Source organism: Amycolatopsis plumensis, from assembly GCF_042652605.1.
Lineage (GTDB): Bacteria > Actinomycetota > Actinomycetes > Mycobacteriales > Pseudonocardiaceae > Amycolatopsis > Amycolatopsis plumensis.
In genome coordinates, this window is sequence record NZ_JBHSJY010000001.1 from 3,877,866 (window position 1) to 3,903,441 (window position 25,576).

General features: G+C 69.7%; 23 protein-coding genes. 15 read left to right on the forward strand and 8 right to left on the reverse strand.

The features are described 5' to 3' along the window. Positions 1-88: 88 nt before the first annotated feature. The 6 genes from ACFPLC_RS18810 (at position 89) to ACFPLC_RS18835 (ending at position 6,991) form a co-directional block, all read left to right on the forward strand. Positions 89-1,231, forward strand: a complete 1,143-nt coding sequence (locus ACFPLC_RS18810; RefSeq protein ID WP_378189121.1) for a BMP family lipoprotein — start codon at positions 89-91, stop codon at positions 1,229-1,231. 166 nt (positions 1,232-1,397) lie between these two features. Next, a complete protein-coding gene (locus tag ACFPLC_RS18815) occupies positions 1,398-2,969 on the forward strand; it encodes an ABC transporter ATP-binding protein (protein WP_378189119.1) in 1,572 nt (523 codons plus the stop codon). Beyond that, on the forward strand, positions 2,966-4,057 hold the full coding sequence (locus tag ACFPLC_RS18820; RefSeq protein ID WP_378189118.1) for an ABC transporter permease: 1,092 nt from the start codon (positions 2,966-2,968) through the stop codon (positions 4,055-4,057). The genes ACFPLC_RS18815 and ACFPLC_RS18820 overlap by 4 nt, the downstream gene beginning before the upstream one ends. A 32-nt stretch (positions 4,058-4,089) precedes the next feature. After that, the gene (locus tag ACFPLC_RS18825; RefSeq protein ID WP_191312296.1) at positions 4,090-5,322 is read left to right on the forward strand and encodes an ABC transporter permease; all 1,233 of its coding nucleotides are present in this window, start codon (positions 4,090-4,092) and stop codon (positions 5,320-5,322) included. Continuing rightward, the gene (locus tag ACFPLC_RS18830; protein ID WP_378189117.1) at positions 5,322-5,711 is read left to right on the forward strand and encodes a cytidine deaminase; all 390 of its coding nucleotides are present in this window, start codon (positions 5,322-5,324) and stop codon (positions 5,709-5,711) included. Before ACFPLC_RS18825 ends, ACFPLC_RS18830 begins: the two co-directional genes overlap by 1 nt. Then, the gene (locus tag ACFPLC_RS18835; RefSeq protein ID WP_378189116.1) at positions 5,708-6,991 is read left to right on the forward strand and encodes a thymidine phosphorylase; all 1,284 of its coding nucleotides are present in this window, start codon (positions 5,708-5,710) and stop codon (positions 6,989-6,991) included. The genes ACFPLC_RS18830 and ACFPLC_RS18835 overlap by 4 nt, the downstream gene beginning before the upstream one ends. 185 nt (positions 6,992-7,176) lie before the next feature. On the opposite strand, the gene ACFPLC_RS18840 is transcribed toward ACFPLC_RS18835, so the two are convergent. Continuing rightward, complete coding sequence (locus ACFPLC_RS18840) at positions 7,177-8,301, reverse strand: PA containing protein (RefSeq protein ID WP_191312201.1); 1,125 nt, start codon at positions 8,299-8,301, stop codon at positions 7,177-7,179. 213 nt (positions 8,302-8,514) lie between these two features. Here ACFPLC_RS18840 and ACFPLC_RS18845 point away from each other — a divergent pair, with 213 nt between their 5' ends. Then, a complete protein-coding gene (locus ACFPLC_RS18845) occupies positions 8,515-9,609 on the forward strand; it encodes an adenosine deaminase (protein ID WP_378189115.1) in 1,095 nt (364 codons plus the stop codon). A 100-nt stretch (positions 9,610-9,709) separates the two neighbouring features. Further along, a complete protein-coding gene (locus tag ACFPLC_RS18850; protein ID WP_378189114.1) occupies positions 9,710-10,906 on the forward strand; it encodes an MFS transporter in 1,197 nt (398 codons plus the stop codon). A 321-nt stretch (positions 10,907-11,227) separates the two neighbouring features. Here the strand turns inward: ACFPLC_RS18850 and ACFPLC_RS18855 are convergent, their stop codons facing one another. Next, on the reverse strand, positions 11,228-12,496 hold the full coding sequence (locus ACFPLC_RS18855) for a primosomal protein (RefSeq protein WP_378189113.1): 1,269 nt from the start codon (positions 12,494-12,496) through the stop codon (positions 11,228-11,230). A 151-nt stretch (positions 12,497-12,647) separates the two neighbouring features. On the opposite strand from ACFPLC_RS18855, the gene ACFPLC_RS18860 reads away from it, so the two are divergent. Continuing rightward, positions 12,648-15,152 carry a DEAD/DEAH box helicase gene (locus ACFPLC_RS18860; RefSeq protein WP_378189112.1) on the forward strand — a complete coding sequence of 835 codons (2,505 nt, stop codon included), beginning with the start codon at positions 12,648-12,650 and terminating at the stop codon, positions 15,150-15,152. An 8-nt stretch (positions 15,153-15,160) separates the two neighbouring features. On the opposite strand, the gene ACFPLC_RS18865 is transcribed toward ACFPLC_RS18860, so the two are convergent. Continuing rightward, a complete protein-coding gene (locus ACFPLC_RS18865) occupies positions 15,161-15,736 on the reverse strand; it encodes an NADPH-dependent F420 reductase (RefSeq protein ID WP_378189111.1) in 576 nt (191 codons plus the stop codon). A gap of 67 nt (positions 15,737-15,803) precedes the next feature. Between ACFPLC_RS18865 and ACFPLC_RS18870 the strand changes: the two genes are divergently transcribed. Further along, a complete protein-coding gene (locus tag ACFPLC_RS18870) occupies positions 15,804-16,130 on the forward strand; it encodes a winged helix-turn-helix transcriptional regulator (protein ID WP_378189110.1) in 327 nt (108 codons plus the stop codon). On the opposite strand, the gene ACFPLC_RS18875 is transcribed toward ACFPLC_RS18870, so the two are convergent. Both ACFPLC_RS18875 and ACFPLC_RS18880 read right to left on the reverse strand, forming a co-directional pair. Further along, positions 16,018-16,671, reverse strand: coding sequence for a hypothetical protein (locus tag ACFPLC_RS18875; protein WP_378189108.1), 654 nt, complete (start codon positions 16,669-16,671; stop codon positions 16,018-16,020). The genes ACFPLC_RS18870 and ACFPLC_RS18875 overlap by 113 nt on opposite strands. A gap of 148 nt (positions 16,672-16,819) precedes the next feature. Next, positions 16,820-17,815 carry a sugar-binding transcriptional regulator gene (locus ACFPLC_RS18880; RefSeq protein WP_378189107.1) on the reverse strand — a complete coding sequence of 332 codons (996 nt, stop codon included), beginning with the start codon at positions 17,813-17,815 and terminating at the stop codon, positions 16,820-16,822. Positions 17,816-17,944: 129 nt separating this feature from the next. Here ACFPLC_RS18880 and ACFPLC_RS18885 point away from each other — a divergent pair, with 129 nt between their 5' ends. From ACFPLC_RS18885 to ACFPLC_RS18900, 4 genes are read left to right on the forward strand one after another with little or no spacing between them, the layout of a single operon-like run. Continuing rightward, positions 17,945-18,949 (forward strand): zinc-dependent alcohol dehydrogenase family protein, encoded by a 1,005-nt coding sequence (locus tag ACFPLC_RS18885; protein WP_378189106.1) that lies wholly within the window; start codon positions 17,945-17,947, stop codon positions 18,947-18,949. Next, positions 18,936-20,276 carry an ABC transporter substrate-binding protein gene (locus tag ACFPLC_RS18890; protein WP_378189105.1) on the forward strand — a complete coding sequence of 447 codons (1,341 nt, stop codon included), beginning with the start codon at positions 18,936-18,938 and terminating at the stop codon, positions 20,274-20,276. Before ACFPLC_RS18885 ends, ACFPLC_RS18890 begins: the two co-directional genes overlap by 14 nt. Beyond that, entirely contained in the window at positions 20,276-21,208 is a 933-nt protein-coding gene (locus tag ACFPLC_RS18895) for a carbohydrate ABC transporter permease (RefSeq protein ID WP_378189104.1), read from the forward strand. Before ACFPLC_RS18890 ends, ACFPLC_RS18895 begins: the two co-directional genes overlap by 1 nt. Beyond that, positions 21,205-22,038, forward strand: coding sequence for a carbohydrate ABC transporter permease (locus ACFPLC_RS18900; RefSeq protein WP_191312179.1), 834 nt, complete (start codon positions 21,205-21,207; stop codon positions 22,036-22,038). The genes ACFPLC_RS18895 and ACFPLC_RS18900 overlap by 4 nt, the downstream gene beginning before the upstream one ends. Positions 22,039-22,084: 46 nt before the next feature. On the opposite strand, the gene ACFPLC_RS18905 is transcribed toward ACFPLC_RS18900, so the two are convergent. Genes ACFPLC_RS18905 through ACFPLC_RS18915 form a run of 3 tightly spaced genes read right to left on the reverse strand, consistent with a single transcriptional unit; the run spans position 22,085 to position 24,741 of the window. Beyond that, on the reverse strand, positions 22,085-22,279 hold the full coding sequence (locus tag ACFPLC_RS18905; protein WP_191312177.1) for a ferredoxin: 195 nt from the start codon (positions 22,277-22,279) through the stop codon (positions 22,085-22,087). Positions 22,280-22,316: 37 nt separating this feature from the next. After that, on the reverse strand, positions 22,317-23,507 hold the full coding sequence (locus ACFPLC_RS18910; RefSeq protein ID WP_378189102.1) for a cytochrome P450: 1,191 nt from the start codon (positions 23,505-23,507) through the stop codon (positions 22,317-22,319). Between the two features lie 10 nt (positions 23,508-23,517). After that, the gene (locus ACFPLC_RS18915; protein WP_378189101.1) at positions 23,518-24,741 is read right to left on the reverse strand and encodes a cytochrome P450; all 1,224 of its coding nucleotides are present in this window, start codon (positions 24,739-24,741) and stop codon (positions 23,518-23,520) included. Positions 24,742-24,920: 179 nt separating this feature from the next. Here ACFPLC_RS18915 and ACFPLC_RS18920 point away from each other — a divergent pair, with 179 nt between their 5' ends. Continuing rightward, positions 24,921-25,559, forward strand: a complete 639-nt coding sequence (locus tag ACFPLC_RS18920; protein ID WP_378189100.1) for a TetR/AcrR family transcriptional regulator — start codon at positions 24,921-24,923, stop codon at positions 25,557-25,559. Positions 25,560-25,576: the final 17 nt, after the last annotated feature.

Below are 25,576 nucleotides of genomic sequence, written 5' to 3' on the forward strand. Positions count from 1 at the left end.
CGGTCTGGCGGTCGACCCGGCAGTAGGGCCGGGCCGTGCCCTTGACCATCCGCTGGATCAGCGGGGAGGGAGACACACGTTGCGTCGCATGCGTGGAACCGCGCTGGCCGCCGCGGCCATGGCCGGGGTGCTCACCCTGGCCGGGTGCGCCAAGGATTCCGGTGGTGGTAACAGCTCGAACAACACCGCGGCCTCGACGGGCGGTTCCGACTGCGTCACCGCGCAGAAGCCGCCGGCCGCGCCCGCCGCCGCGAGCAGCTCGACCGCCGCCGGGGCGAAGGTCGACGGCAGCCAGCTGAAGATCGGCCTGGCCTTCGACGTCGGCGGCCGGGGTGACGCGTCGTTCAACGACGCCGCCGCCGCGGGCACCGACAAGGCGAAGAGCGAGCTCGGCGTCACGACGGTCAGCGAGAGCACCGCCAGCGCCAGCGAGGCCGAGTCGGCCAAGCAGCAGCGCCTCGACCAGATGGCTTCGCAGGGCCTGAACCCGATCGTCGCGGTCGGTTTCGCCTACGCGGACTCGGTCAAGGCCGTCGCCGCCAAGTACCCGAACACGAAGTTCGCGATCGTCGACGACGACTCGATCCAGCTGCCGAACGTGACGCCGCTGGTCTTCGCCGAGGAGCAGGGCTCGTTCCTGGCCGGCGTCGCCGCCGCGTACAAGAGCAAGAACTGCCACGTCGGCTTCGTCGGCGGTGTCAACACCCCGCTGATCCAGAAGTTCGAGGCCGGCTTCCTGCAGGGCGCGAAGACGGTTTCGTCCAAGATCAAGATCGAGGACGAGTACCTGACCCCGGCCGGTGACTTCTCCGGGTTCCAGGACCCGCCGAAGGGCAACGCGAAGGCCGCGGCCGAGATCGCCAAGGGCGCGGACGTGATCTACCACGCCGCCGGCGCCTCCGGCAAGGGTGTCTTCGACGCGGCGAAGGCGGGCAACGCGCTGGCCATCGGCGTCGACTCCGACCAGTACAACCAGAAGACCGTCGAGGCCGACAAGGACGTCATCATCACGTCCATGCTCAAGCGGGTCGACGTCGCGGTGTTCGACTACATCCAGGCCGTCGCCAAGGGCGACCTGAGCGGCCTGCCGAAGCGGTTCGACCTCAAGGTCGACGGCGTCGGCTACGCCACCTCCGGCGGCAAGGTCGACGACATCAAGGACGTCCTGGACGGCTACAAGGCCCAGATCATCTCGGGCGCGATCACCGTTTCGGACAAGCCGCAGAAGTGAGGCTTATTCTGGCTAGCCCGGCGCGACTAGCTGCAGGTAACTGCCTAAGCTGGCTTGCGCCGGGCGACGGTGGAATAAGCCTCACCTAGCTCAACGCGTGCCGGGGCTCGGAGGGATTTCCCTCCGGGCCCCTCACGCGTTCCAGAGATATGGAATCCTCCCGCCCATGAGCACTGCCGAGGCCCCGGCCGAGGCCGTCCCCGACCGGGGCGTCCCCGCCGTCCAGCTGACCGGGATCACCAAACGGTTCCCGGGTGTGGTGGCCAACTCCGACGTCAACCTCACCGTCGCCGCCGGCGAGGTGCACGCCATCTGTGGCGAGAACGGCGCCGGCAAGTCCACCCTGATGAAGATCCTCTACGGCATGCAGCCGCCGGACGAGGGCACGATCGCGATCAACGGCGAAGAGGTGAAGCTGCGCAACCCGCAGGACGCCATCCGCGCCGGCATCGGCATGGTGCACCAGCACTTCATGCTCGCCGACAACCTCACGGTCGGCGAGAACGTGTTCCTCGGCGCCGAGGCCCTGCACGGCATCGGCCGGGCCGCCCGCGCGCGGCTGGCCGAGCTCGCCGAGCGGACCGGCCTGCACGCCAAGCCGGAGACGCTGCTGGAGGAGCTCGGCGTCGCCGACCGCCAGCGCGTCGAGATCGTCAAGGTGCTCTACCGCGGGGCGAAGATCATCATCCTGGACGAGCCGACCGCGGTCCTCGTGCCGCAGGAGGTCGACGCGCTCTTCGAGACCGTGCGGGAGATGAAGGCCGGCGGCTACACCTTCCTCTTCATCTCGCACAAGCTCGACGAGGTCCGCGCGATCGCCGACACCGTCACGGTGATCCGGCGCGGCACCACCGTCGGCACCGCCGACCCGAAGACCATCACCTCCCGCCAGCTCGCGGAGATGATGGTCGGCTCCGAGCTGCCCAGCCCGGAGACCCGCGAGTCCACCGTCACCGACCGCGCCGTGCTGCGCCTGTCCGGGCTGACGCTGGGCGCCGAGGGCTCGGACCGCAACGCGCTCGACGACGTCTCCTTCACCGTGCACGCGGGTGAGGTGCTCGGCGTCGCCGGTGTCGAGGGCAACGGCCAGACCGAGCTCGTCGAGACCATCATGGGCATGCGGAAGCCGACCGGCGGCACGATCGAGCTGGTCGACGCCGACGGCAAGGCCCGCGACCTGACCAAGGCGGGCACGCTGGCCCGGCGCGAGGCCGGCATCGGCTACATCGCCGAAGACCGCACGCGGCACAGCCTGCTGCTCACGCAACCGTTGTGGGTCAACCGGATGCTCGGGTACCAGACCCGCGAACCGGTCTCCAAAGGACAGTTGCTCGACATCGCGGGCGCCCGCGCGGACACCGAGCGGATCGTTCGCGACTACGACGTCCGCACCCCGGGCATCGACGTCCCGGCCGCGGCGCTCTCGGGCGGCAACCAGCAGAAGCTGATCGTCGGGCGCGAGCTCTCGGGCAACCCGGTGCTGCTCATCGCGTCGCACCCCACGCGCGGTGTCGACGTCGGCGCCCAGGCGCTGATCTGGGAGAACATCCGCCAGGCCCGGGCCGACGGCCTGGCCGTGCTGCTGATCTCCGCCGACCTGGACGAGCTGATCGGCCTGTCCGACACGATCCGCGTCATGCTGCGCGGGCGGCTCGTCAGCGAGGCCGACCCCGCCACCGTGACGCCGCAGGAACTGGGCTCGGCGATGACCGGCGCAGGAGAAGGTGACGAAGAATGACCTCCTGGCGCACGAAACTGCTGCCGCCGCTGCTGGCGATCGTCTTCGCCGTGCTGCTGTCGGCGATCGCGCTGATCATCTCCGGGGCCGATCCGCTGCAGGCGTACGGCACGATGATCGGCCAGATGTTCAAGGGCTCGACCGCGGTCGACACCGTGAACCTCGCGACCGTGTACTACCTGTCCGGGCTCGCGGTCGCCATCGGCTTCCAGATGAACCTGTTCAACATCGGGGTCGAGGGCCAGTACCGCTTCGCCGCCGTCGTCGCCGCCATCGCCGGCGGCGCGATGAAGCTGCCGCCGGTCATCCACGTCGTCGCGATCCTGCTGGTCGCGATCGTGGCGGGCATGGCCTACGCGGCGATCCCGGCGATCCTCAAGGTGACCCGCGGGGTCAGCGAGGTCATCTCGACGATCATGCTCAACGCGATCGTCGCCGGGATCATCGCGTTCCTCATCAACGCCGACCAGTTCGGCGTGCAGCGGGGCAACAACATCGGCACCCGGGTGATCGAGCCGTCCGGCCGGATCCCCGGCATCCCGCTCGGCCCGGGCACCCTCTTCGGGTTCGTCTTCATCGCCGCCATCGTCGGCGGGGCCTACTGGTTCATGCTCAACCGCACGCGGTTCGGCTTCGAGCTGAAGGCGTCCGGCGAGTCCACCACCGCGGCCGCCGCGGGCGGCGTCAACGCCAAGAAGATGACGCTGATCGCGATGCTGCTCTCCGGTGGTGTCGCCGGCCTGGTCGCGATGCCGGAACTGCTCGGCCGCGACTACAGCTACGGCATCACCGCGACGCAGATGTACGGCTTCACCGGCATCGCGGTCGCGCTGCTCGGCCGCAACCACCCCGGCGGCATCGCGCTCGGCGCGCTGCTGTGGGCGTTCCTCGACACCTCCGCGGTGTCGCTGGAGCAGATCAACGTGTCCAAGGAGATCGCGACGATCATGCAGGGCATCATCGTGCTGTCGGTCGTCGTGGCGTACGAGATCGTGCGCCGGGCCGACCTCGCGGCCGAACAACGGAGGGTGGGCCGCGCGCTCGCCGGCCGCAAGGGTTCCTCGGTCGCCGAAGGGGGTGCGGTGTGATCACCGACGTCGCTCCCGAATCCGGCTCGACCATGCCGGTGCAGCAGCGCCGCCGGGGCCGGATCCCCGGCTGGCTGCGCGGGGTCATCTGGGCCGTGGTCGCCATCGCCGTCATCTCGACGGCGTCCTACTCCACCGGCGTCGCCGCGCTGACGTCGTCGAACACCGCTTCGACGGCGTTGCGCCTGGCGTTGCCGATCCTGCTCTGTGCGCTGGGCGGCCTCTGGGCCGAACGCGCGGGCGTGGTCAACATCGGGCTCGAGGGCATGATGATCCTCGGGACCTGGGGCGCGGCCTGGGGTTCGTACAACGGTGGCGTGTGGGCCGGGCTGATCGCCGCGATCGTCTTCGGTGCCCTCGGCGGGCTGCTGCACGCGGTGGCGACGGTGACGTTCAACGTCAACCACATCGTCTCCGGTGTCGCGATCAACCTGCTCGGACTCGGTGTCACGAAGTACCTGGCCAACCTGATCTTCGCGCCGATCTCCGGCAACCCGCGGCAGTCGCCGGTGGTGCCGAAGTTCGACACCTACTCGGCGACGTTCCTCTCGGACTGGCTGGGTGACCTGGAGAAGCAGCAGCGCGTCGGCATCTCCGACGTCGCCGGCATCCTGCGCGGGCTGGTCACCGAGGTCGCGCCGCTGACGATGCTCGCGATCATCCTGGTCCCGGTGAGCTTCTGGATCCTCTGGAAGACCCGGTTCGGCCTGCGGCTGCGCTCGTGCGGCGAGAACCCGGTGGCCGCCGAGTCCCTCGGCGTCAACGTCTACCTGCACAAGTACGTGGCCGTGATCATTTCGGGCGCGTTCGCCGGCATGGGTGGCGCTTCGCTGGTGCTGCTGCGCGGCGGCGCGGACTACCTGGAGAACCAGACGAACGGCCGCGGGTACATCGGCCTCGCCGCGATGATCTTCGGCAACTGGCGGCCGGGCGGCCTGCTCGGCGGGGCGGCGCTGTTCGGCTACGCGGACGGCCTCCAGCTCGCCGGCGGCGGGGAAGCGGTGCTCGCGCTGCTGTACGGCGCGGTGATCCTGGTCGCCGTGATCGTCGTCGTGCAGCTGTTCCGGCGGCAGTGGATCGCGGCCGGTCTCGGTGTCGTCGGCGCGGGCGTGCTGTACGCGATCTACTGGGCCAACGACACGCTGCCGTCGGACCTGATCCCGTACACCGCGCACTTCGTGACGCTGATCGTGCTGGCCGTGGCTTCGCAGCGGCTGCGGCCGCCGAAGGCCGACGGGCAGCCGTACCGACGGGGTGAAGACTGATGTCCACAGTGGACTGGGACGCGCTGCGTTCTCAGGCGATCGAAGCGGCTTCCCATGCGTACGCGCCTTATTCGGGCCTGCACGTGGGGGTGGCGGGGATCGCCGACGACGGCCGGGTCGTGACCGGGTGCAACGTCGAAAACGCTTCCTACGGGCTCGGGCTGTGCGCCGAGTGCACGATGGCCGGGCAGCTGCGGCTGTCCGGCGGCGGTCGCCTGGTCGCGGTCGCTTGTCGTTCCGGTGCCGGTGACCTGCTGATGCCGTGCGGGCGCTGCCGGCAGATCCTGTTCGAGCTCGGCGGGTCTTCGTGCCTGGTGGACACTCCGCGCGGGGTGCTGCCGATGTCGGAAGTCCTGCCGGACGCGTTCGGCCCGGACGACCTGCCGTGAGCGCGTTCGCGGCGGTCGACGTCATCCGGACGAAGCGGGACGGTGGCACGCTTTCCGACGAGCAGATCGACTGGGTCATCGACGCCTACACCCGCGGTGACGTCGCCGAAGAGCAGATGTCGGCGCTGGCCATGGCGATCTTCCTGCGGGGGATGTCCTCGGGGGAGATCTCGCGGTGGACGCACGCGATGATCGCGTCGGGGGAGCGGCTGTCGCTTTCGGTGTCCCGCCCGACGGTGGACAAGCACTCGACGGGCGGGGTCGGCGACAAGATCACGCTGCCGCTCGCGCCGCTCGTGGCCGCGTGCGGGGCGGCGGTGCCGCAGCTGTCCGGGCGCGGGCTCGGCCACACGGGCGGCACGCTCGACAAGCTGGAGTCGATCCCCGGCTGGCGGGCGGCATTGTCCACTTCGGAGATTGCTCGCCAGTTGGAGGACGTCGGCGCGGTGGTCTGCGCGGCGACGTCCGGGCTGGCCCCGGCGGACAAGAAGCTGTACGCGCTGCGGGACGTCACCTCGACGGTGGAGTCGATCCCGCTGATCGCGAGCTCGATCATGAGCAAGAAGATCGCCGAGGGCGCGTCCGGGCTGGTCCTGGACGTGAAGTTCGGGTCGGGCGCGTTCATGAAGTCCCTCGAGCAAGCCCGCTCGCTGGCTGCTGCGCTGACGTCGATCGGCGCCGACCACGGCGTCCCGACGACGGCGCTGCTGACCGACATGAACGTCCCGCTGGGGCGGGCGGTCGGCAACGCGGTGGAGGTCGCGGAGTCGGTCGACGTGCTCCAGGGCGGCGGGCCGGCGGACGTGGTGGCGCTGACTCTCGCCTTGGCGCGGGAGATGCTGGCCCTCGCCGGTCTCGACGTGGACCCGGAGCCGGTGCTGGCGTCGGGGGAGGCGTACGAGGTCTGGTGCCGCATGATCTCGGCCCAGGGCGGCGACCCTTCGGCGGCGCTGCCGGCACCTGCGCACGTCCACGTCGTCGAGGCGCCTTCGTCGGGCGTGCTGGCTTCGCTGGACGCGTACGCGGTGGGCGTCGCGGCGTGGCGGCTGGGCGCGGGCCGGGCCCGCAAGGAGGACCCGGTCCAGGCGGCGGCGGGCATCCTCTGCCTGGCCAAGCCGGGCGACCGGGTCTCGGCCGGTGACCCGCTCCTGGAGCTGCACACGGACACCCCGGACGCGGTCCCCGCGGCCCTGGCCGCGCTCGAAGGAGGCTTCTCGATCGCCGACTCGGCCCCCGAGCCGGGCCCGATCGTCGTGGAGACGATCCGCGCCGAGATGTGATGAGCGTCGCGGAGATGATCACCCGATCGAGTGGTGACCACTGTCGCTGAGGGGGCCTGAGCCACCCGAAACTGTCAGTGGTGCTCGCTAGGCTGGAAGACGGGGGGGCGGAGGCCCGCCCTCCCCTCCGAGCATGAAAAAGGCCCCCACCGGCGAACCGGCGGGAGCCTCTTCGTGGGGCTGGGTTACTCCGCGGCTTCTTCCGCGCCTTCGCCCGTCTTCGCCTTCGCGTCGGCCGGCTTCGGCGCGCGGCCGTTGCGCGAACTGCGGCGCGGCTGGCGCGGGGCCGGCGGGGGCGGGGCGATCTGCTGGACCGCCGGGCCGCCGCCGAGCATCAGCTCCGCGAACGTCGCCATCGCCTCGTCGAGCTGGCCGCCGATGCGGCGGACGCTCTCGTCGTTGCTCTTGCGGACCAGCGAGTCCACCGAGTCGGTGTCCGGCTGCTTCGACAGCGTGCCCTCGACCTTGGCCAGGCCGCTCTTGAGCGCGCCGTCGAGGTCGCCGATGCCGGAGAGGAAGCCGTCCTCCACCTTGTCGAGGCGGGAGGCCAGGTCGTCGAGGCGGGTGGTGACCGTCTCGAGCCGGTTGCCCAGGTTCTCCAGCCGGTCGGACGCGTCGATCATCTCGCCGGTCTCGGTCAGCGCGACCTTGAGCGCCTCGGTGTTGGCGTCGATCCGCTCGTGCGTCGTGCGGCCCAGCTCGCCGACCCGCTCCTGCGTGACGCGGCTCAGCTCGTCGACCTTGCTCCGCAGCTCGTGGTCCGTGGCGTCGATGCGCTCGCGCAGCGTGGCCTCGGCCTGCTCGATCCGCTCGCGGACCGGGCCGTGCACCGACTGCGGGAGCGACTCGAGCTTCGCGTCCTGCTTGTCGAGGTGGCCGCCCAGCTCGTCGAGCCGGCGGTGGATGTTCTGGAGCTTGTCCTCGAGCCCGTCCATCCGGCCGGCGACACCCTCGAAGCGCGCGGCGACGCCGTCGAGGCGGCCGTCGAGCTGCGCGAAGGGCTTGGCGAGCTTGTCGACGATGCTCTCGACCGCGCGGGTCAGGGCGGCGATCGCCGCGTCCTGGGCCTCGAGGCGCGACATCGTCTCGTCGAGGCGCTCGGCGAGGACGCTGACCTCGGTGCGGTCGGGCATCTCGGACAGCCGCTTGCGGACCGCGCCGAGCGAGTCCACCGGCGCGAGGCGGGCGTAGATGTCGTCGAGCGCGTCGAAGATCTGCTGCTGCTCGCTCTCACGCACTTCGGCCGCGCGCACCAGCATGTTGCGCATCCGGTCGAAGGACGGGGCGGCAATGTGGTTGTCAGTGGTCACTGCTGTGTGTCCTTCGTCGGCGGGGAAATGGAGGGACGTGCCACGAAGCTTATCGATTGCAAAAATTGCTGTCTGTATGGCCCCCGTGAAGAGGCTATTGCGGAGGCTGCCCCCGGATGGCCGATTCGGGACATGATCCTCGACGCTGAGGGTTAGCCCGAGCCTGAGAGTTACGGCCATGTAGGGGAATGACAACGAGGTTACCGTTGGGGGATGCCTGACGAAAGCCCTGTTCTGCCCACCGAGACACTCCGCCGCGCACCCAAGGTGCTGCTGCACGACCACCTCGACGGCGGCCTGCGCCCGGCGACCGTCGCCGAGCTCGCCGACGCGACCGGGTATGCCGGTCTGCCCACTTCCGACCCGGCCGAGCTGGGCAGCTGGTTCCGCCGGGCGGCCGACTCCGGCTCACTCGTCTCCTACCTCGAGACGTTCGCCCACACCTGCGGGGTGATGCAGACGGAGGAAGCGCTGGTCAGGGTCGCCGCGGAGGCGGTGGAGGACCTGGCCGCCGACGGTGTCGTCTACGCCGAGGTGCGCTACGCACCGGAGTTGTTCGTCGAACGCGGTCTGTCACTCGATGCGGTGGTCGAGGCCGTCCAGGCGGGGTTCACGGAGGGCACTCGCCGGGTTGCCGCGAACGGCGGCACCATCCGCGTCGCGACGTTGCTCTGCGCGATGCGCCAGCACGCCCGGGCGCTCGAGATCGCGAACCTGGCCGTCCGCTACCGCGACGCCGGCGTGGCCGGGTTCGACATCGCCGGGCCCGAGGACGGATTCCCGCCGACCCGCAATCTCGACGCGTTCGAATATCTGCGTCAGAACAATGCGCACTTCACCATTCATGCGGGTGAAGCTTTCGGTTTACCTTCCATTTGGGAAGCGATTCAGCACTGCGGCGCCGAGCGGCTCGGGCACGGCGTGCGCATCGCCGAGGACATCAAGACCGACGCGGACGGCACGGTCCACCTTGGACGGTTGGCCGCGTACGTCCGCGACCGCCGCATCCCCCTGGAGATCTGCCCGACGTCGAACGTCCAAACAGGCACGGTCCGGTCGATCGCCGAGCACCCCATCGGCCTGCTCGCCAAGCTGCGCTTCCGGGTGACCGTGAACACGGACAACCGGCTGATGAGCGGATGCACGATGACCAGCGAATTCGCCGCGCTGCACGAGACGTTCGGCTATGGTATCGACGACTTCCGCTGGTTCACCATCAACGCGATGAAATCCGCGTTCATCGATTTCGACGCCCGGCTCGCGCTGATCGACGACGTCATCAAGCCCGGCTACGCCGCGCTCGCCTGACCCTCCCGCTTCGGACCGCAACGTGGTTGCGATCCTTAGCCATGCCAACTATCGTTCACCATGTAGGAACAACTTCTCATTATTTGAGACGGTGGCGAAGATGGCGCAGGTCACGGGCGGTACGGTTCACGCGAATCCGCGGCGTTGGCTCATTCTCGCGCTCGGTCTCGCCGCGCAGACCGCGAGCTGCTCGTTCCTGTACGGGCTCCCGTTCCTGGTCCCGGCCATGCGCGCGGCGGAGGGGCTGACGCTGGCCGAGGCCGGCACGGTCGTCGCGGCGCCGAGCATCGGGTTGTTGTTCACCCTGATCGTGTGGGGCGCGGCTGCGGACCGTTACGGAGAGCGCCTCATCATGGCCTTGGGCCTGGGCATCTCGGGGTTACTCCTGGTGTACGCCGGGATAGGAAGTCACCCCGTCGGGCTTCTCTTTGGGGTGTTTTTGGCGGCCGGTGCCTGTACGGCTTCGGTGAACGCGGCGAGCGGTCGCGTCGTGATGGGCTGGTTCGCGAAGTCCGAGCGCGGCGTGGCGATGGGGATCCGCCAGACGGCCCAGCCGCTCGGCGTCGGCGTCGCCGCGCTGGGCCTGCCGCCGCTGGCCGAGCACTTCGGCTTCCGGGCGGCGGTCCTGCTGCCGGCCGGGCTGGCGATCCTGGTGGCGCTGCTGGTGGCCTGGCTGGTGACGGACCCGCCGCGGCCGCCGCGCGCGCCGCACTCGGCGGGCGCTTCTCCGTACCGGCACGCGGCGCTGTGGCGGGTGCACGGGGCGAGCGCGCTGCTGGTGGTGCCGCAGTTCGCGGTGTCGGCGTTCGCGCCGGTGTACCTGGTGGCGGTGCAGCACTGGAGCCCGTTGGCGGCGGGCTGGTACCTGGCGGTGGTCCAGGTGCTCGGCGCCGGGGGCCGCCTGGGGTCGGGCTGGTGGTCGGACCGGGTGGGCAGCCGCCTGCGCCCGATGCGGATCTTGGCGGTCGCGAGCTGCCTGGTCATGCTGCTGGTGGCGCTCGGCGACGCGTCCTGGCCGTGGCTGGTGCTGCTGGCGTTGGCGCTGGCGGGGGTGATCACGGTGGCGGACAACGGCCTGGGCTTTACGGCCTCGGCCGAGCTGGCGGGCTTGGCGTGGTCCGGGCGGGCGATGGGAACGCAGAACACGGCCCAGAACATCGCGGCCTCCCTGACCCCGCCCCTCCTGGGCCTGGTGATCGGCGACCGCAGCTACGCACTGGCGTTCTGCGTGGCGGCGGTGTTCCCGGCCCTGGCGGTGCTGGTGGTCCCGGTCCGCGCAGAACACCCGGAGCCCTGATGCCGTGTCGTCCCGCCAATCACGCGAGTCGACCCCAAGATCACGCGAGTCGACCCCAGGATCACGCGAGTCGACTCCGGGATCACACGTGATGCCCCTCCAATCACGCGAGATGCCCGCCGGATCACGTGAGATGCCTGGCTGAGCACGCGAGCCGGGGGTTCGGATGCGCGGCCGACCGCCGGCTCGCGTACCCAGGTGGACGGTTCGCGTGCCTGGAGGGACGACACGCGTGATTGAGGGGTCGACACGCGTGATTGGGGGGACGACACGCCGAAGGCCGCCTCCCCAACCGCGGGAGGCGGCCTTCGAACGTGAAACTCAGGCGACCGTCAGGCGGTTCTCGAAAGTTTCGACGAGCTTCCGCCACGCGCTCTGCTCCGCGTCGAACGGCGCCGACGGCTCGAGGCGCGTCGGGTCCGGGCGCAGCACGAAGGACACCAACCAGCCCAGGCTTTCGTTGCCCGCCAGTGCCGTCTCGGCCGAGTCGTCGCCCGCCCAGTCCGCCGCGTCCGTGATCAGCTCGACCGCCAGCTCCAGCTGGGTCGGGTCGATCGCGTCCGGGCCCTCCGCGATGTCCGCGTCCAGGCCCGTCAGGACGTACGTGTTCTCCGGGTCGACCTCGATCTCGAGCTCGCCCGCCGTCGCCTTGGCCAGTACCTCGTCCCACGTGGACACGTCCGCGAGGTCCGTGTCGGCCAGGTCCTTGCCGTCCGCGAGGGCGCGGGCGAGCGCGCCCGGCGAGGTGAACACGTCGATCTCGCCCTCGCTGCCGAGGAACACCGGCTCGTCCTCGAGGTAGCAGCGCAGCGTGTAGTACTCCGCGCCGGACGTGATGATCTTGATCGGGTCGATGCCGACCTCGGCCCAGAAGCCGACCGGGCCCTCTTCCTCTTCCTCGTCGTCCGCGTCATCCGCGGAGTCGAGGGAATCGATGACCTCGAGGTCCTCTTCGCCCTCGGCGCCGGCTTCGGCCTCCGCGGACTCCTCGTGGAACGCGGCCAGCTCCTCGGCCGTCTGCTCCAGCACCTTCTCGTCGACCTCCGGCTGGGTTACCAGGCCGTCGATCGCGTCGAGCACGGTGTCCCACTTCTGCGACACCGTCTCGGACAGGTCGTTCCACACCTGGACGCCGACGCTCCCGGTGAACGGCAGCGTGCCCTGGTCGAGCAGCGAGAAGCCCTCGGTCGAGTCGAGGATCTCGTGGACCTCCTCGAGGTCGCAGACGTCGGCGAGCGACCGCACGATGCCGACGATCTCCGCCAGCTCCGCGATGTGCCAGACGTCCGGCTCCTCGGCGACCAGTTCCGGCACGCCCACGAGGTCGTACGTGTGGTCCTCGTCCGGGATCAGCTCCGGCACGTTCAGCGACGGCACCGCGTCCCACGCCGGGTGGTCGAGCAGGTCGTGCCGCTCGGACGTGCGGACGAAGGCGGCCAGGTGAGCTGCGTCGGCGAAGGCGTACAGGTCGTCCTCGTCGCCGAGGAAAGCTTCCCACTCCTCGCCGTCTTCCCGCCAGCGCGGCGCCCACAGGGTGACGACGTCGCCCTGCGGCAGGCCGAGTTCGATCGGGATGATGTCCTGTGCCATTCCTAAGCCCTCCGGAGTACCGCCCGTGTGCGCGCGGGACCGGAAGTATCACCCGGTCGACGCGCGGTACCGCGAAGCCTACGGGTTTCGCACTCGCGATGCGATCGCCCCTGCCGACTTTGCGACGAGCGGATGGCACGATAGGTGCCTGATGACTCTCACCGACCTCCTGCCTGCGGATCCCGACCCCGACGCCCTCTTCGAAGCCTTCACCACCTGGACGGCCGAACGGGGCATCGAGCTGTACCCGGCGCAGGAGGAGGCGGTGATGGAGGTCGTCTCCGGATCGAACGTCATCCTTTCGACGCCGACCGGCTCCGGGAAGAGCCTCGTCGCCGTCGGCGCGCACTTCACCGCGCTCGCCCAAGGCCGCCGCAGCTACTACACCGCGCCCATCAAGGCCCTCGTCTCGGAGAAGTTCTTCCAGCTCATCGACATCTTCGGCGCGGACAACGTCGGGATGATGACCGGCGACTCGAGCGTCAACCCGGACGCGCCGATCATCTGCTGCACAGCCGAAATCCTGGCGAACATCGCGTTGCGGTTCGGGGCCGACGCGCCCGTCGGGCAGGTCGTGGCCGACGAGTTCCACTTCTACTCCGAGCCCGACCGCGGCTGGGCCTGGCAGGTGCCGCTGCTCGAGCTGCCCAGGGCCCAGTTCGTCCTGATGTCGGCGACCCTGGGCGACGTCTCCTTCTTCGAAAAGGACCTCACCCGCCGCACCGGCAAGCCGACCGCCGTCGTCACGTCGGCGCAGCGCCCGGTCCCGCTCACCTTCCGGTACGCGCTGACGCCGTTGCACGAGACGATGTCCGAGCTCTTGAACGGTGGTCAAGCGCCGGTCTACGTCGTGCACTTCTCGCAGGCCGCGGCCATCGAGCGGGCGCAGACGCTGATGAGCATCAACGTGACGTCGAAGGCCGAGAAGGAGGCCATCGCCGAGCTGATCGGCGACTTCCGGTTCGCCGCCGGCTTCGGCAAGACGCTCTCGCGGCTGGTCCGCCACGGCATCGGCGTCCACCACGCCGGGATGCTGCCGAAGTACCGCCGGTTGGTCGAGACCCTGGCCCAGTCCGGGCTGCTCAAGGTGATCTGCGGGACGGACACGCTCGGCGTCGGCATCAACGTGCCGATCCGGACGGTCGTCTTCTCGGCGCTCACGAAGTACGACGGTGTCCGCCAGCGGCACCTCAAGGCCCGCGAGTTCCACCAGATCGCCGGCCGGGCCGGGCGCGCGGGGTACGACACCGACGGCTACGTCGTCGTGCAGGCGCCCGACCACGTCGTCGAGAACGCCAAGGCCCTCGAGAAGGCCGGCGACGACCCGAAGAAGAAAAAGAAGATCGTCCGGAAGAAGGCGCCCGAGGGGTTCGTCAACTGGACCGAGAGCACGTTCGACCGGCTCATCGCGGCCGACCCCGAGCCGCTGACGTCCAGCTTCAAGGTCACGCACTCGATGCTGCTGAACGTGATCTCGCGGCCGGGCAACGCCTTCGACTCGATGCGGCACCTGCTCGAGGACAACCACGAGGACCGCGCGTCGCAGCGCAAGCTGATCCTGCGCGCCATCGCGATCTACCGCGCGCTGCTCGCCGCCGGCGTCGTGGAACGACTGTCCGAACCGGACGAACAGGGCCGGATCATCCGGCTCACCGTCGACCTGCAGTTCGACTTCGCGCTCAACCAGCCGCTTTCGCCGTTCGCGCTGGCCGCGATCGAGCTGTTCGACCTCGAGTCGCCGAGCTACGCGCTCGACGTCGTGTCCGTTGTGGAATCCACAGTGGACAACCCGCGGCCGGTGCTTTCGCAGCAGCAGTTCAAGGCCCGCGGCGAGGCCGTGAACGCCATGAAGGCCGAGGGCATCGAGTACGACGAGCGGATGGAGCTGCTCGAGAACATCACGTACCCGAAGCCCCTCGAAGAGCTGCTGCAGGGCGCGTTCCACAGCTACCGGCAGGGCCACCCGTGGGTCGCCGACTACGAGCTGTCGCCGAAGTCGGTCGTGCGGGACATGTACGAGCGCGCGATGAACTTCGTCGAGTACATCGGCTTCTACCAGCTGGCCCGGTCCGAAGGGCTGGTGCTGCGCTACCTCGCCGACGTCTACGACGCGCTGCGCCACACGGTCCCGGACGAGGCCAAGACCGAAGCGCTGCAGGACCTCATCGAGTGGCTCGGCGAGCTGGTCCGCCAGGTCGACTCGAGCCTCCTGGACGAGTGGGAGGCGCTGCGCCACCCGACGGAGGAAGGCCCGGTGTCGCACCGGCCGCCGGAGCCGCCGCCGGCCGTCACCCGCAACGAGCGCGCGTTCCGCGTTCTGGTGCGCAACGAGCTGTTCCGCCGGGTCGAGCTGTTCGCGCGGCGGGCCTGGTTCCCGCTCGGCGAACTCGACGGCGCGAGCGGCTGGGACGCGGACGCGTGGCAGGAAGCGATCGAGGACTACTTCGAGGAGTACGAGACGCTCGGCACCGGCCCGGACGCGCGCGGCCCGCAGCTGCTGATGATCGAGCAGCAGCCGGACGTCTGGAAGGTGCGCCAGATCTTCGACGACCCGGCGGGCGACCACGACTGGGGCATCAGCGCCGAGGTCGACCTGGCCGCGTCGGACGAAGCCGGAATGGCGGTCGTCCGGGTGACCGAGGTGGGCGCGCACTAGCGGTTCTCTCAACCCAGCGGGGTGAGGATCGCCTGGGCGTCTTCGCCCGCGAACCACAGCCCGATGACGAACGCCGCGGTCGCTTCCAGCAGGGCCGCGCGGTCGAGGCCGCCCGCGTGGACCGGATGCGCGCCGACGTCGCGGACCAGCGTGCTCACCGCCTCGATCGCCGCCCGGTCGTCGCCGCACAACGGGACCGACAGCGGGCGGCCGCCGAAGACCGGTGGTGTCATCCGCCAGACGTCGACGTGGGCCAGGTTGAACGCCTTCACGACGTGGGCGTCGGTGACGATCCGCGACGCCACCGGTGTACCGGTGAGGCCGGGATCGTTGGTGCAGTCCACCAGCACCTTCCCGGCGAGCGGGCCCGCCTCGGCGAGCACCTCGCCGATCGCGGCCGCGGGGACGGCCAGGAGCAGCACGTCGGCGAACGCGGCCGTCTCGCGCCAGGTTCCGGTCGCGGCGCCGAGCCGCCCGGCCAGCGGGCCGGGGTCGGACCGGCCGCTCACCATGAGGTCGTGGCGTGCCCACTGCGTGCCGAGCGCGTCCGCCATCCCGCCCGTGCCGAAGATCCCGATCCGCATGCGTCCTCCTTGTGCTTGGCTGTACCAGCACGACGGTAGGAACCCCGGAAGGAACCGAACGGTAACCATGGACTTCCTCGCGGACTGCCGCACGCGGCTCGCCTTCGACCTGGTCGCCAACACGTGGAACCCGGTGGTGCTGTGGGCGTTGCGCGACGGCCCGCAGCGGCACGTCGACCTGCGGCGCACGATCGGCGGCATCAGCGCGAAGGTGCTCACGGAAACCGTGCGGCGCCTGGAGTTCGACGGTCTCGTCGAGCGGCGCGAAGGCGCGTACGCGCTTACGCCGTTGGGCTCGACGCTGCTGGAGCCGATCGAGGGCTTCGGGCGTTGGGCCGCTGAGCACGGCGACGACGTCCTCGCCGCTCAAAGCCGAGCAGAACGATCAGCATGACCAGCTCCGCCAGGGGCGACGGGAAGCCGAGGGCGAGCCCGGCGGCGACGTCGGCGACCGGCGCGGCGACGCCCGCCACGAACACCCAGGTCGGCGCGGTCGGCGGTTTCGCCGCGGGGGACCACGGCGTCTTGCGGCCCGGTTTCGCGACGGACAGCCAGGCTTGGAACGCCAGCGCGCTCGCCATCAGCGACGCTCCGGCGATCTGCGGCCAGGCGACGGTGCCGGTGTCGGCGGAGTCGCGCAGCGCGGGGGAGAGCAGGAAGATCCCGGCGTAGAGCTGGATCAGCGTCAGGGCGAACTTCGTCAGCACCCACCAATGCCGGAAGAAGCCCCACGCCGTGGCGCCGGCGAGCAGGAGGCCGGTGAAGGCGGAGACGTTCGCCATCGGGGCGAGCAGGACGGAGTCGAGCCGGTCGGCCCACGCGGGTGCGCCCGACGACATCAGGACGACGAGGGCGAGCGCCTGGCTCATCCAGGCCACCGAGGACATGACGTGCAACCAGACGACGGCCTGGCGCCAGCGGGGGGAAGTCTTCATGGGTTCCAGGCTCGCGAAGACAACCCGCGCGCACATCGGGCGCGACCCGGGCTTCGTCCCGGAGCCGGCGAGGCCGCGCCTATCCCCAGCGGAGTACGCGACCACAACTGCCGTACGCCCCGGGTTGTCGTGAGTGAGAAACAGTGTTCTAACCCTGTTTCTCACTCACGACGGGGTTCTTGGCGGCCAAGGCGAGGAGGGGGACCGCCGCGGCGGCGTCGGTGATGAGCGTGGAGACCATGCCTGAGCGGAGGACCGCGTCGACCGCGGCCGCTTTCGGGCGGCTGTAGCCGAGGGCGATCACCTCCGGGACCGCCATCAGCTCTTCGTGGCTGATCGCCAGGACGTGGTGGGCCAAGCCGGTGGAGAGAGCGTTTCCCGACGCGTCGAAGAGGCGGGCCGCGACCTCCGCCGTCGCCCCGCGGGCCGCGATCGCCGCCCGCTCGGCCTCGTCCAGGGCGTCGTACACCGTCGACTCGCCCGGCTGCCACGCGCCGATGCTGACCACCGCCTTGGTCAGGTTCTTGAACTGGCCGAACGTCTCCGCGATCCCCGGCTGACGCCGCAGCGTCTCCGTCGTGCGGCGGTCCGGCAGCACCAGCGGGCCGAAGATCGGGTACGCGTCGCCGCCGGACACCGACGTCACGCGGCTGACCGTCTCCACCGAGCGACCGCGCATGTCCATCCCGGCCTGAACCCCGCAGAGCTGCACGATCGGGCAGCGCGGCAGCGACCGCACCGCCTCCGCCATCGCGTTCACCGACCGCGCCCACGACAGCCCGATGACGTCCGACGGGACTGCGATCTCCTCCAGCAACCGCGCCGCCAGCGAGCCGATCTTCGCCCGGACGACCTCCTTCGGCTCGCGCTCGGTTGAGCGTTCGAGCACGAGGGCCCGCTCCAGGCCGTACGCCGAGCGCACCTCGTCCGACAGCGCCAGGTCCACCGGCGCCGGCAGCGAGAACTCCACCCTGACCAGGCCGGACTCCGTGGCCGTGTCGAGCATCCGCGCCACCTTGAACCGGCTGACGCCGAACTCGCCGGCAATCTCCAGCTTGGAGCGTCCCTGCACGTAGAAGCGCCGGGCGACGGTGGCGAGCAGCATCGCTTCAGTGAGCGAAGCGCTCTTACGAGATGCGCTCATCTGAGCATAGTAGCGCGAATTCCAGCCGAAAGGTTGACGTAATACCGACGTCAGACCTGTAATGCCTTCACATGTTCTCGACGCGATAGGTCAATGTTGCTCATATGAGCGGCGAGGAAGGGGTAAGGCATGCGTGCCGCCATCGTCGACCGGCCCGGTGAGATCAGGGTCGGCGAGGTGCCCGATCCGAAACCCGGGGAACGTCAGGTCGTCGTCAAGGTCGGAGCGTGCGGCATCTGCGGCACCGACCTGCACATCGCGGACGGGCACTTCCCGCCCACCCCGTACCCCATCGTCCCCGGGCACGAGTTCGCCGGGGAGATCGTCGAGCTCGGCGCGGACGTGCCGGGCGAGTGGAAGGTCGGCGACCGCGTCGCCGTCGACCCGTCCCTGTTCTGCGGCTACTGCGGCCCGTGCCGCGCCGGCCACGGCAACCTCTGCGCGAACTGGGGCGCCACCGGGGACACCGTCAACGGCGCCTTCGCCGAGTACGTCGCCGTCCCGTCGTCCACCTGCTACCGCATGCCCGACGCGATGACGTGGGAACAGGGCGCGCTGGTCGAACCCGTCTCCTGTGCCGTGCACGGTGTCCGCCGCGTCGGCGTCGAGGCCGGCGAACGCTTTCTCGTCGTCGGCGCCGGCACCATGGGCCTGATCATGCAGCAGCTGCTGCAGCGTTCGGGCGCGCAGGTCACGGTGGTCGACCGCAACGAAGCCCGGCTGCCGCGCGCGACGAGTCTCGGCGCGGTCGCCACGGCCGCCGACGTGAAAGACCTGAACGACGAGAAGTTCGACGTCGCCGTCGACTGCACCGGCGCCGCCCCCGCCATCGAAGCCGCCTTCGACGCGATCCGCCGCGGCGGACGGCTGCTCGTCTTCGGCGTCGCCCCGGCCGAAGCCCGCGTCGCGCTTTCGCCGTTCCGCATCTACAACGACGAGATCACCGTCGTCGGCTCGATGGCCGTGCTGCACAGCTTCGGCGCCGCCCTCGACCTCGTCGCGTCCGGCGCGATCGACACGGACGCGCTGCTCACCGACACCCTGCCGCTCGAGCAGTACCCCGAGGCGCTGGCCAAGATGCGCAGCGGCGCGGGCCTCAAGGTGCAAGTCCTCCCCGGAGGTGGCCGTGCGTAAGCTCCTCACCCTCTTCGCGGCGACGTCGCTGCTGGTCACCGGCTGCGCGGGCGCCGGCTCGCTCGGCACCGGCAGCAGCACGCTCGTCATCGCGATCGTGTCCAACCCGCAGATGAAGGACGCGATCGCGCTCGCGCCGGAGTTCGAGAAGGCCACCGGCATCGGGCTGAAGTTCGTGTCCCTGCCGGAAAACCAGGCCCGGGCGAAGATCACCGCGTCGACCGCCACCGAGGGCGGCGAGTTCGACGTCGTCATGATCAGCAACTACGAGGCCCCGCAGTGGGCGGCCAACGGCTGGCTCGAGAACCTCGAACCGCACATGGCGTCGACGCCGGGCTACGACGAAGCCGACTTCATCCCCAGTATCAAGACGTCGCTGTCGTACCGGAACCAGATGTACGCGGTGCCGTTCTACGGCGAATCGTCGTTCCTGGCCTACCGCAAGGACCTCTTCGAGAAGGCCGGGCTGACCATGCCGGCCAAGCCGACGTGGCAGCAGATCGCCGACTTCGCCGCGAAGCTCGACGACAAGGCCAACGGCGTCGCGGGCATCTGCCTGCGCGGCAAGCCCGGCTGGGGCGAGAGCCTCGCGCCGTTCACGACGGTGGCCAACACCTTCGGTGCCCAGTGGTTCGACCAGGGCTGGAACGCCAAGCTGACGTCGCCGGAGTTCACCGAGGCCGCGAAGTTCTACGTCAACCTCATCCGCGAGCACGGCGAGGTCGGCGCCTCCAGCGCCGGGTTCTCCGAATGCGGCACGCGCTACACGCAAGGCAACGCGGCGATGTGGTACGACGCGACGGTCATGGCGGGCACCAACGAGGACCCGTCGAGCAGCAAGATCGTCGGCAAGTCCGGCTACGCGCCCGCGCCCGTGGTCAAGACGCAGGCCAGCGGCTGGCTCTACACCTGGGCGCTCGGTATCCCGAAGGTGGCCAAGGACAAGGACGCGGCCTGGAAGTTCATGGCGTGGATGACCGACAAGGCGTACGTGCAGAAGGTCGGCCACACCTACGGCTGGAACCGTGTCCCGCCGGGCGTCCGCCAGTCGACGTACGCGATCCCCGAGTACGCCGACGCGGCGAAGGCGTACGCGAAGCCGACGTTGGACGGCATCGCGGACGCGAACCAGCAGAAGGTGATGGCGAACCCGGTGCCCTACCCCGGCATCCAGTTCGTCGGCATCCCCGAGTTCCAGGACCTGGGCACCCGGGTGAGCCAGCAGCTGTCGGCCGCGATCGCTGGCCGCGAATCCGTCGAAGACGCGCTGAAGCAGTCCCAGGACTACGCGCAAACCGTGGGTGACTCGTACAAGGCGGTGCAGTGATGTCCACGCTCTCCGTATCCACCCCCACCTCGACCTCGCGGACGCAGGTCGAAGAGAAACGCGGCCTGAGCACCGCGGCCAAGCGGCGGCTGCCGCTGCTGCCCGCGCTGATCTTCGTCATCGCGGTGACGCAGCTGCCGTTCCTGCTCACCGTGTTCTACTCGTTCCAGTCGTGGAACCTGGTGCGGCCCGGCTCGCGGCACTTCGTCGGCCTGCAGAACTACGTCGACGTCTTCAGCGACACGACGTTCCTGGTCGCGCTGCTCAACACGGTGCTGCTGACCGTGGTGTGCGTGTTCGTCGCGCTGCTGCTCGGCCTCGGCCTGGCCATCCTGCTCGACCGGAAGTTCCTCGGCCGCGGCGTCGTCCGGACGCTGCTGATCACGCCGTTCCTGATCCTGCCGGCGGCCGGCGCGCTGCTGTGGAAGACGACGATGTTCGACCCGACCTACGGGCTGCTGCACTTCGTCTTCGGCACCGACGTCGACTGGCTTTCGGAGTTCCCGCTGGCGTCGGTGATGGCCCAGATCGTGTGGCAGTGGACGCCGTTCATGATGCTGCTCATTTTGGCCGGCCTGCAGAGCCAGGCCAAGGACGTCCTCGAAGCGGCCAATGTGGACGGTGCGGGCCGGTGGCGGACGTTCGTCTCCATCACGCTGCCGCACCTGTCCCGGTTCCTGCAGCTGGCGACGCTGCTGGGCGCGATCTACATCGTGAACAGCTTCGACGCGATCTTCCTGATGACCCAGGGCGGTCCGGGCACGGCGAGCACCAACCTGCCGTACTACATCTACCAGCGCGCGTTCGAGGGCTTCGACGTCGGCCAGTCGTCGGCGATGGGCGTGGTCGTGGTCATCCTGACGATGATCGTCGCGACCTTCGCGCTGCGCCTGATGTTCCGGACGTTCTCGGTGAGCGGAGGGATCAAGTGACCACGGTGGCGCCCCGCAAGCGGGCTTACGGCAAGGGGTCGCTGACCGTCGCGACCTGGGTGATCGCGATCCTGTTCGTCTTCCCGCTGCTGTGGATGATCCTCACGGCGTTCAAGCAGGAGGCGGACGCCTACACGGACCCGCCGAAGCTGTTCTTCACCCCGACGTTCGAGCAGCTCGGCAACGTCCTGAGCGGCGGGTTCCTGCCGTACCTGTCGAACTCGGCGTTCGTGACCATCCTGTCGACGGTGCTGGTGCTGCTCTTCGGCGTCCCGGCGGCGTACGCGCTGTCACTGGCGCCGGTGAAGGGCACGTCGAACGCGCTGGGGTTCTTCCTGTCGACGAAGATGCTCCCGATCGTGGCGGCGATCATCCCGCTGTACGTGATCTCGCAGAACACCGAGCTGCTGGACACGGTGTGGGCGCTGGTCATCCTGTACACGTCGATGAACCTGCCGCTGGCCATCTGGATGATGCGGTCGTTCTTCCTCGAGGTGCCGCACGAGATGATCGAGGCGGGCCGCATCGACGGCGCCAACCTGCCGACGCTGCTGCGCAAGATCATCATGCCGGTGGTCGCGCCCGGAATCGCGGCGACGGCGCTGATCTGCGTGATCTTTTCGTGGACGGAGTTCTTCTACGCGGTCAACCTGACGGCGGCGCGGGCGGGGACGGTGCCGGTGTTCCTGGTCGGGTTCATCACCAGCGAGGGTTTGTACTGGGCCCAGCTTTCGGCGGCGGCTCTGCTGGCTTCGCTGCCGGTGATGATCGTGGGGTGGATCGCGCAGAACCACCTGGTCCGCGGCCTCTCCATGGGCGCGGTCAAGTAACGGGTGAAGGCCACCTCGAGCACCTCGAGGTGGCCTTCACGCCGGGTTACTCCTGGAGGGAGAGGGCCTGGCTGGGGCAGATGTGCACCGCTTCGCGGGCCTTCTCGACCAGTTCGCCCTCCGGCTGGTCGTTCAGCACGATGACCGTGCCGTCGTCCTCGCTCTGGTCGAACAGGGCGGGCTCGGTGAGCACGCACTGACCGGCGCCGACGCACTTGCCGGTGTCCGCGATGATCTTCATGGTCCTTCTCTCCTGTGGTGGGATGGCAGTTCGTTCTCTACCAGGTCACCGGCAGCCGGTACAGGCCGTAGATGTTCGCGTCGTCCTTGAACGGCAGGTCGTCCACCGGGGTGGCCAGCTGCAACGACGGCACCCGGCGGAACAGCGTGTCGAAGACGATCTGCAGTTCCATCCGGGCGAGGTTCTGGCCGAGGCACTGGTGCGGCCCGAAGCCGAAGGCGACGTGGTTGCGCGCGCCGCGGTCGATGTCGAGGTCGTCCGGGTTCGCGAACACCCGCGGGTCGCGGTTGGCCGAGTACCCCAGCGCCAGCACGCCCTCGCCCGCGCGGATCAGCTGGCCGCCGATCTCGATGTCCTCGACGCACAGGCGCGCGGTCGCCGCGTCGACGATCGTGAAGTACCGCAGCATCTCCTCGACGGCGTCGAGCGTCTTGTCCGGGTCGGCGCGGACCGCCGCGAGCTGCTCCGGGTTGTGCAGGAACGCCACGGTGGACAGCGAGATCATGTTCGCCGTCGTCTCGTGGCCCGCGAGGAGCAGCAGGAAACCGGTCGCGGCCAGCGCCGCCCGCCGGTAGGTGCCCTCCTCGCGCAGCTTGACGATCTGCCGGCCGAGCAGGTCGTCCGGCGGGTTGTCCTCCTTGCCGGCGATGAGGTCGCTCATGTAATCGCGCACGGCCTCGACCGCGGCCCGCCGTTCCTGCGGGGGCGTGTCGCGCTTGATCAGCTTCGCCGTGTTGGTCTGGAAGAAGTCGTGGTCGCCGTACGGCACGCCGAGCATCTCGCAGATCACCAGCGACGGCACCGGCAGCGACAGCGTCTCGACCAGGTCGCCCGGCTTCGGCCCGGCCAGCAGCGCGTCGACCTGCCCGTCGACGATCTCCTGGATCCGCGGCCGCAGCGCCTCCATCCGGCGCACGGTGAACTCGCCGAGCACGGCCTTGCGGGCCGGGCCGTGCTCGGGCGCGTCCATGGTGATCATGGTGCGCTCGTCGTCCGGCCGGCGGAACCCGGGCACCAGCTGCGGGAAGTCCGGGTGCTGCCGGTCGGCGCTGAACCGGCGGTCGTTCAGCACGGTCCGGACGTCCTCGTGCCTGCTGACCACCCAGGCCTGCTTGCCCTCGGGCAGCCGTACCCGGGTGACCGGCTCCTCCTCGCGGATCTCGGTGTAGGCGGGCGGCGGCGCGAACGGGCAGGTCCGCGTCATCGGGAACTCGTGGACGGCGGTCATGGCGTCCCCCTCACCAGGTCACGGGCAGGCAGTAGAGACCGAAGATCGACGAGTCGTGCTTGAACGGCAGCTGGTCGACCGGCGCGGCCAGCTTGAGCTCCGGGATGCGGCGGAACAGCGTGTCGAAGACGATCTGCAGCTCCATCCGCGCCAGGTTCTGGCCGAGGCACTGGTGCGGACCGAAGCCGAAGGCCACGTGGTGCCGCGCGCCGCGCTCGAGGTCGAGCTCGCCGGCGTTTTCGAACGCGGTCTCGTCGCGGTTGCCGGAGTAGCTCAGCCCGAGCACCCCCTCGCCTTCGCGGATCAGCTGCCCACCGATCTCGACGTCCTCGGTGGCGACGCGCGAGGTCGCGAACTCGGCGATGGTGAAGTACCGCAGCAGCTCCTCGACGGCGTCGAGGGTCTTGCCGGGGTCGTTCTTGATGAGCTCGAGCTGGCCGGGGTTCTCCAGGAGCGCGACCGTGCCGAGCGAGATCATGTTCGCCGTCGTCTCGTGCCCGGCGATGAGCAGCAGGAACGCCAATGAGACCAGCGAGTCGTGGTCGGCCTCGCCGTGCTCCTCGCGCTGCTTGAGGATCTGGCGGCCGAGCAGGTCGTCGGTCGGGTCGGCCTCCTTGCCGGCGACGAGCCGGTCGAGGTACTCCTGCAGCTCGTCGACCGCCTTGACCCGGGTGTCCTGGTCGACGTCCCGGTTCAACAACGTGGAGCTGCGCACCTGGAAGAACTCGTGGTCGGCGTAGGGGACGCCGAGCAGCTCGCAGATGACGAGCGACGGCACCGGCAGGCTCAGCGCGGAGACCAGGTCGGCGGGCTTCGGCCCGGCCAGGATCGCGTCGATGTGCTCATCGACGATCTGCTGGATCCGCGGCTCCAGGGCCTTCATCCGCCGGACGGTGAACTCGCCGACGACCTCGCGGCGGGCCGCGCCGTGCTCCGGCGGGTCCATGTTGATCAGCGACGCGGTGAAGTTGGTCCGGCGGACCGGACGGCCCTGCTTGGTCAGGAACGGGAACCCGGGGTTGAACCGGTCGGAGCTGAACCGCGGGTCGGTGAGCATCTGGCGGACGTCTTCGAGCCGGGTGATCGCCCAGGCTTCCTGGCCGGACTGCAGCTTGACGCGGTGGACCGGACCGCTTTCGCGCAGCTTCTCGTACGCCGGCGGCGGGGCGAACGGGCAGCTCCGCACGAGTGGGAAGACGGCGTCGGCGGTGGCGGGTTCGGCGACTTCGGTCATTTCGGGCCCCCTAAATCGGACGGAAAGTATGCGGAGGATTACATTCCGGTTCTGTGGTCCAAGGTACCGAAGCGGAAGGAAGTCGTCCACTAGCTAACGGGTGACCGGCTGCGGGCGCGGTGCGTGGCCGTCTGACCGTGCGAGAATCAGCTCGCGCGATTCAGCGGAAGGCGAACGGCATGACGGCAGACCCCGAGACCACCCTGCGGGCGGACGCGCGGCGCAACCGCGACCAGATCCTGGCCGCCGCGAAGAGCATCTTCGCCGTATCCGGTCCCGAGGTGCCGATGGAGGAGATCGCCCGCGCGGCCGGCGTCGGCGTCGGCACGCTGTACCGCCGCTTCCCGGACCGGGACGCGCTGGTCCGGGCGGTCGCGATGGACAACTTCGAGCGGGTGCTGATCGACGCGCGGGTGATCGCCGCCGAGGAGACGTCGTCGTGGCACGCGCTGGAGCGGCTGCTGCGGCAATCGGTGGAGCTGCAGCTGAGCGTGCAGCTGGCGATGGTGTCGCACCGGGCGCTGGTGATCCTGAAGAACGATCCGGAGGTCCGCCGGCTGCGCGACGAGATCCTGGCGGTCCTCGACGGCTTCGTCGACGGCGCGCAGGCCGAGGGCAAGCTGCGGCCGGACGTCGGGGCGGGCGACATCGCCATCCTGTTCGCGACCCTGCTGCGCCAGGCGCGCGCGAAGACGCCGGAGGTGGCCGAGATGGCGGCCCGCCGGTGCGTCGGCATCATGATCGACGGCCTCAGCGCCCGGCCGGGCAGCGACCTGCCGGGGCGTCCGATCACCTCCGGAGACCTCGACCCCGACTGAATTCGCCGATTTTCGTG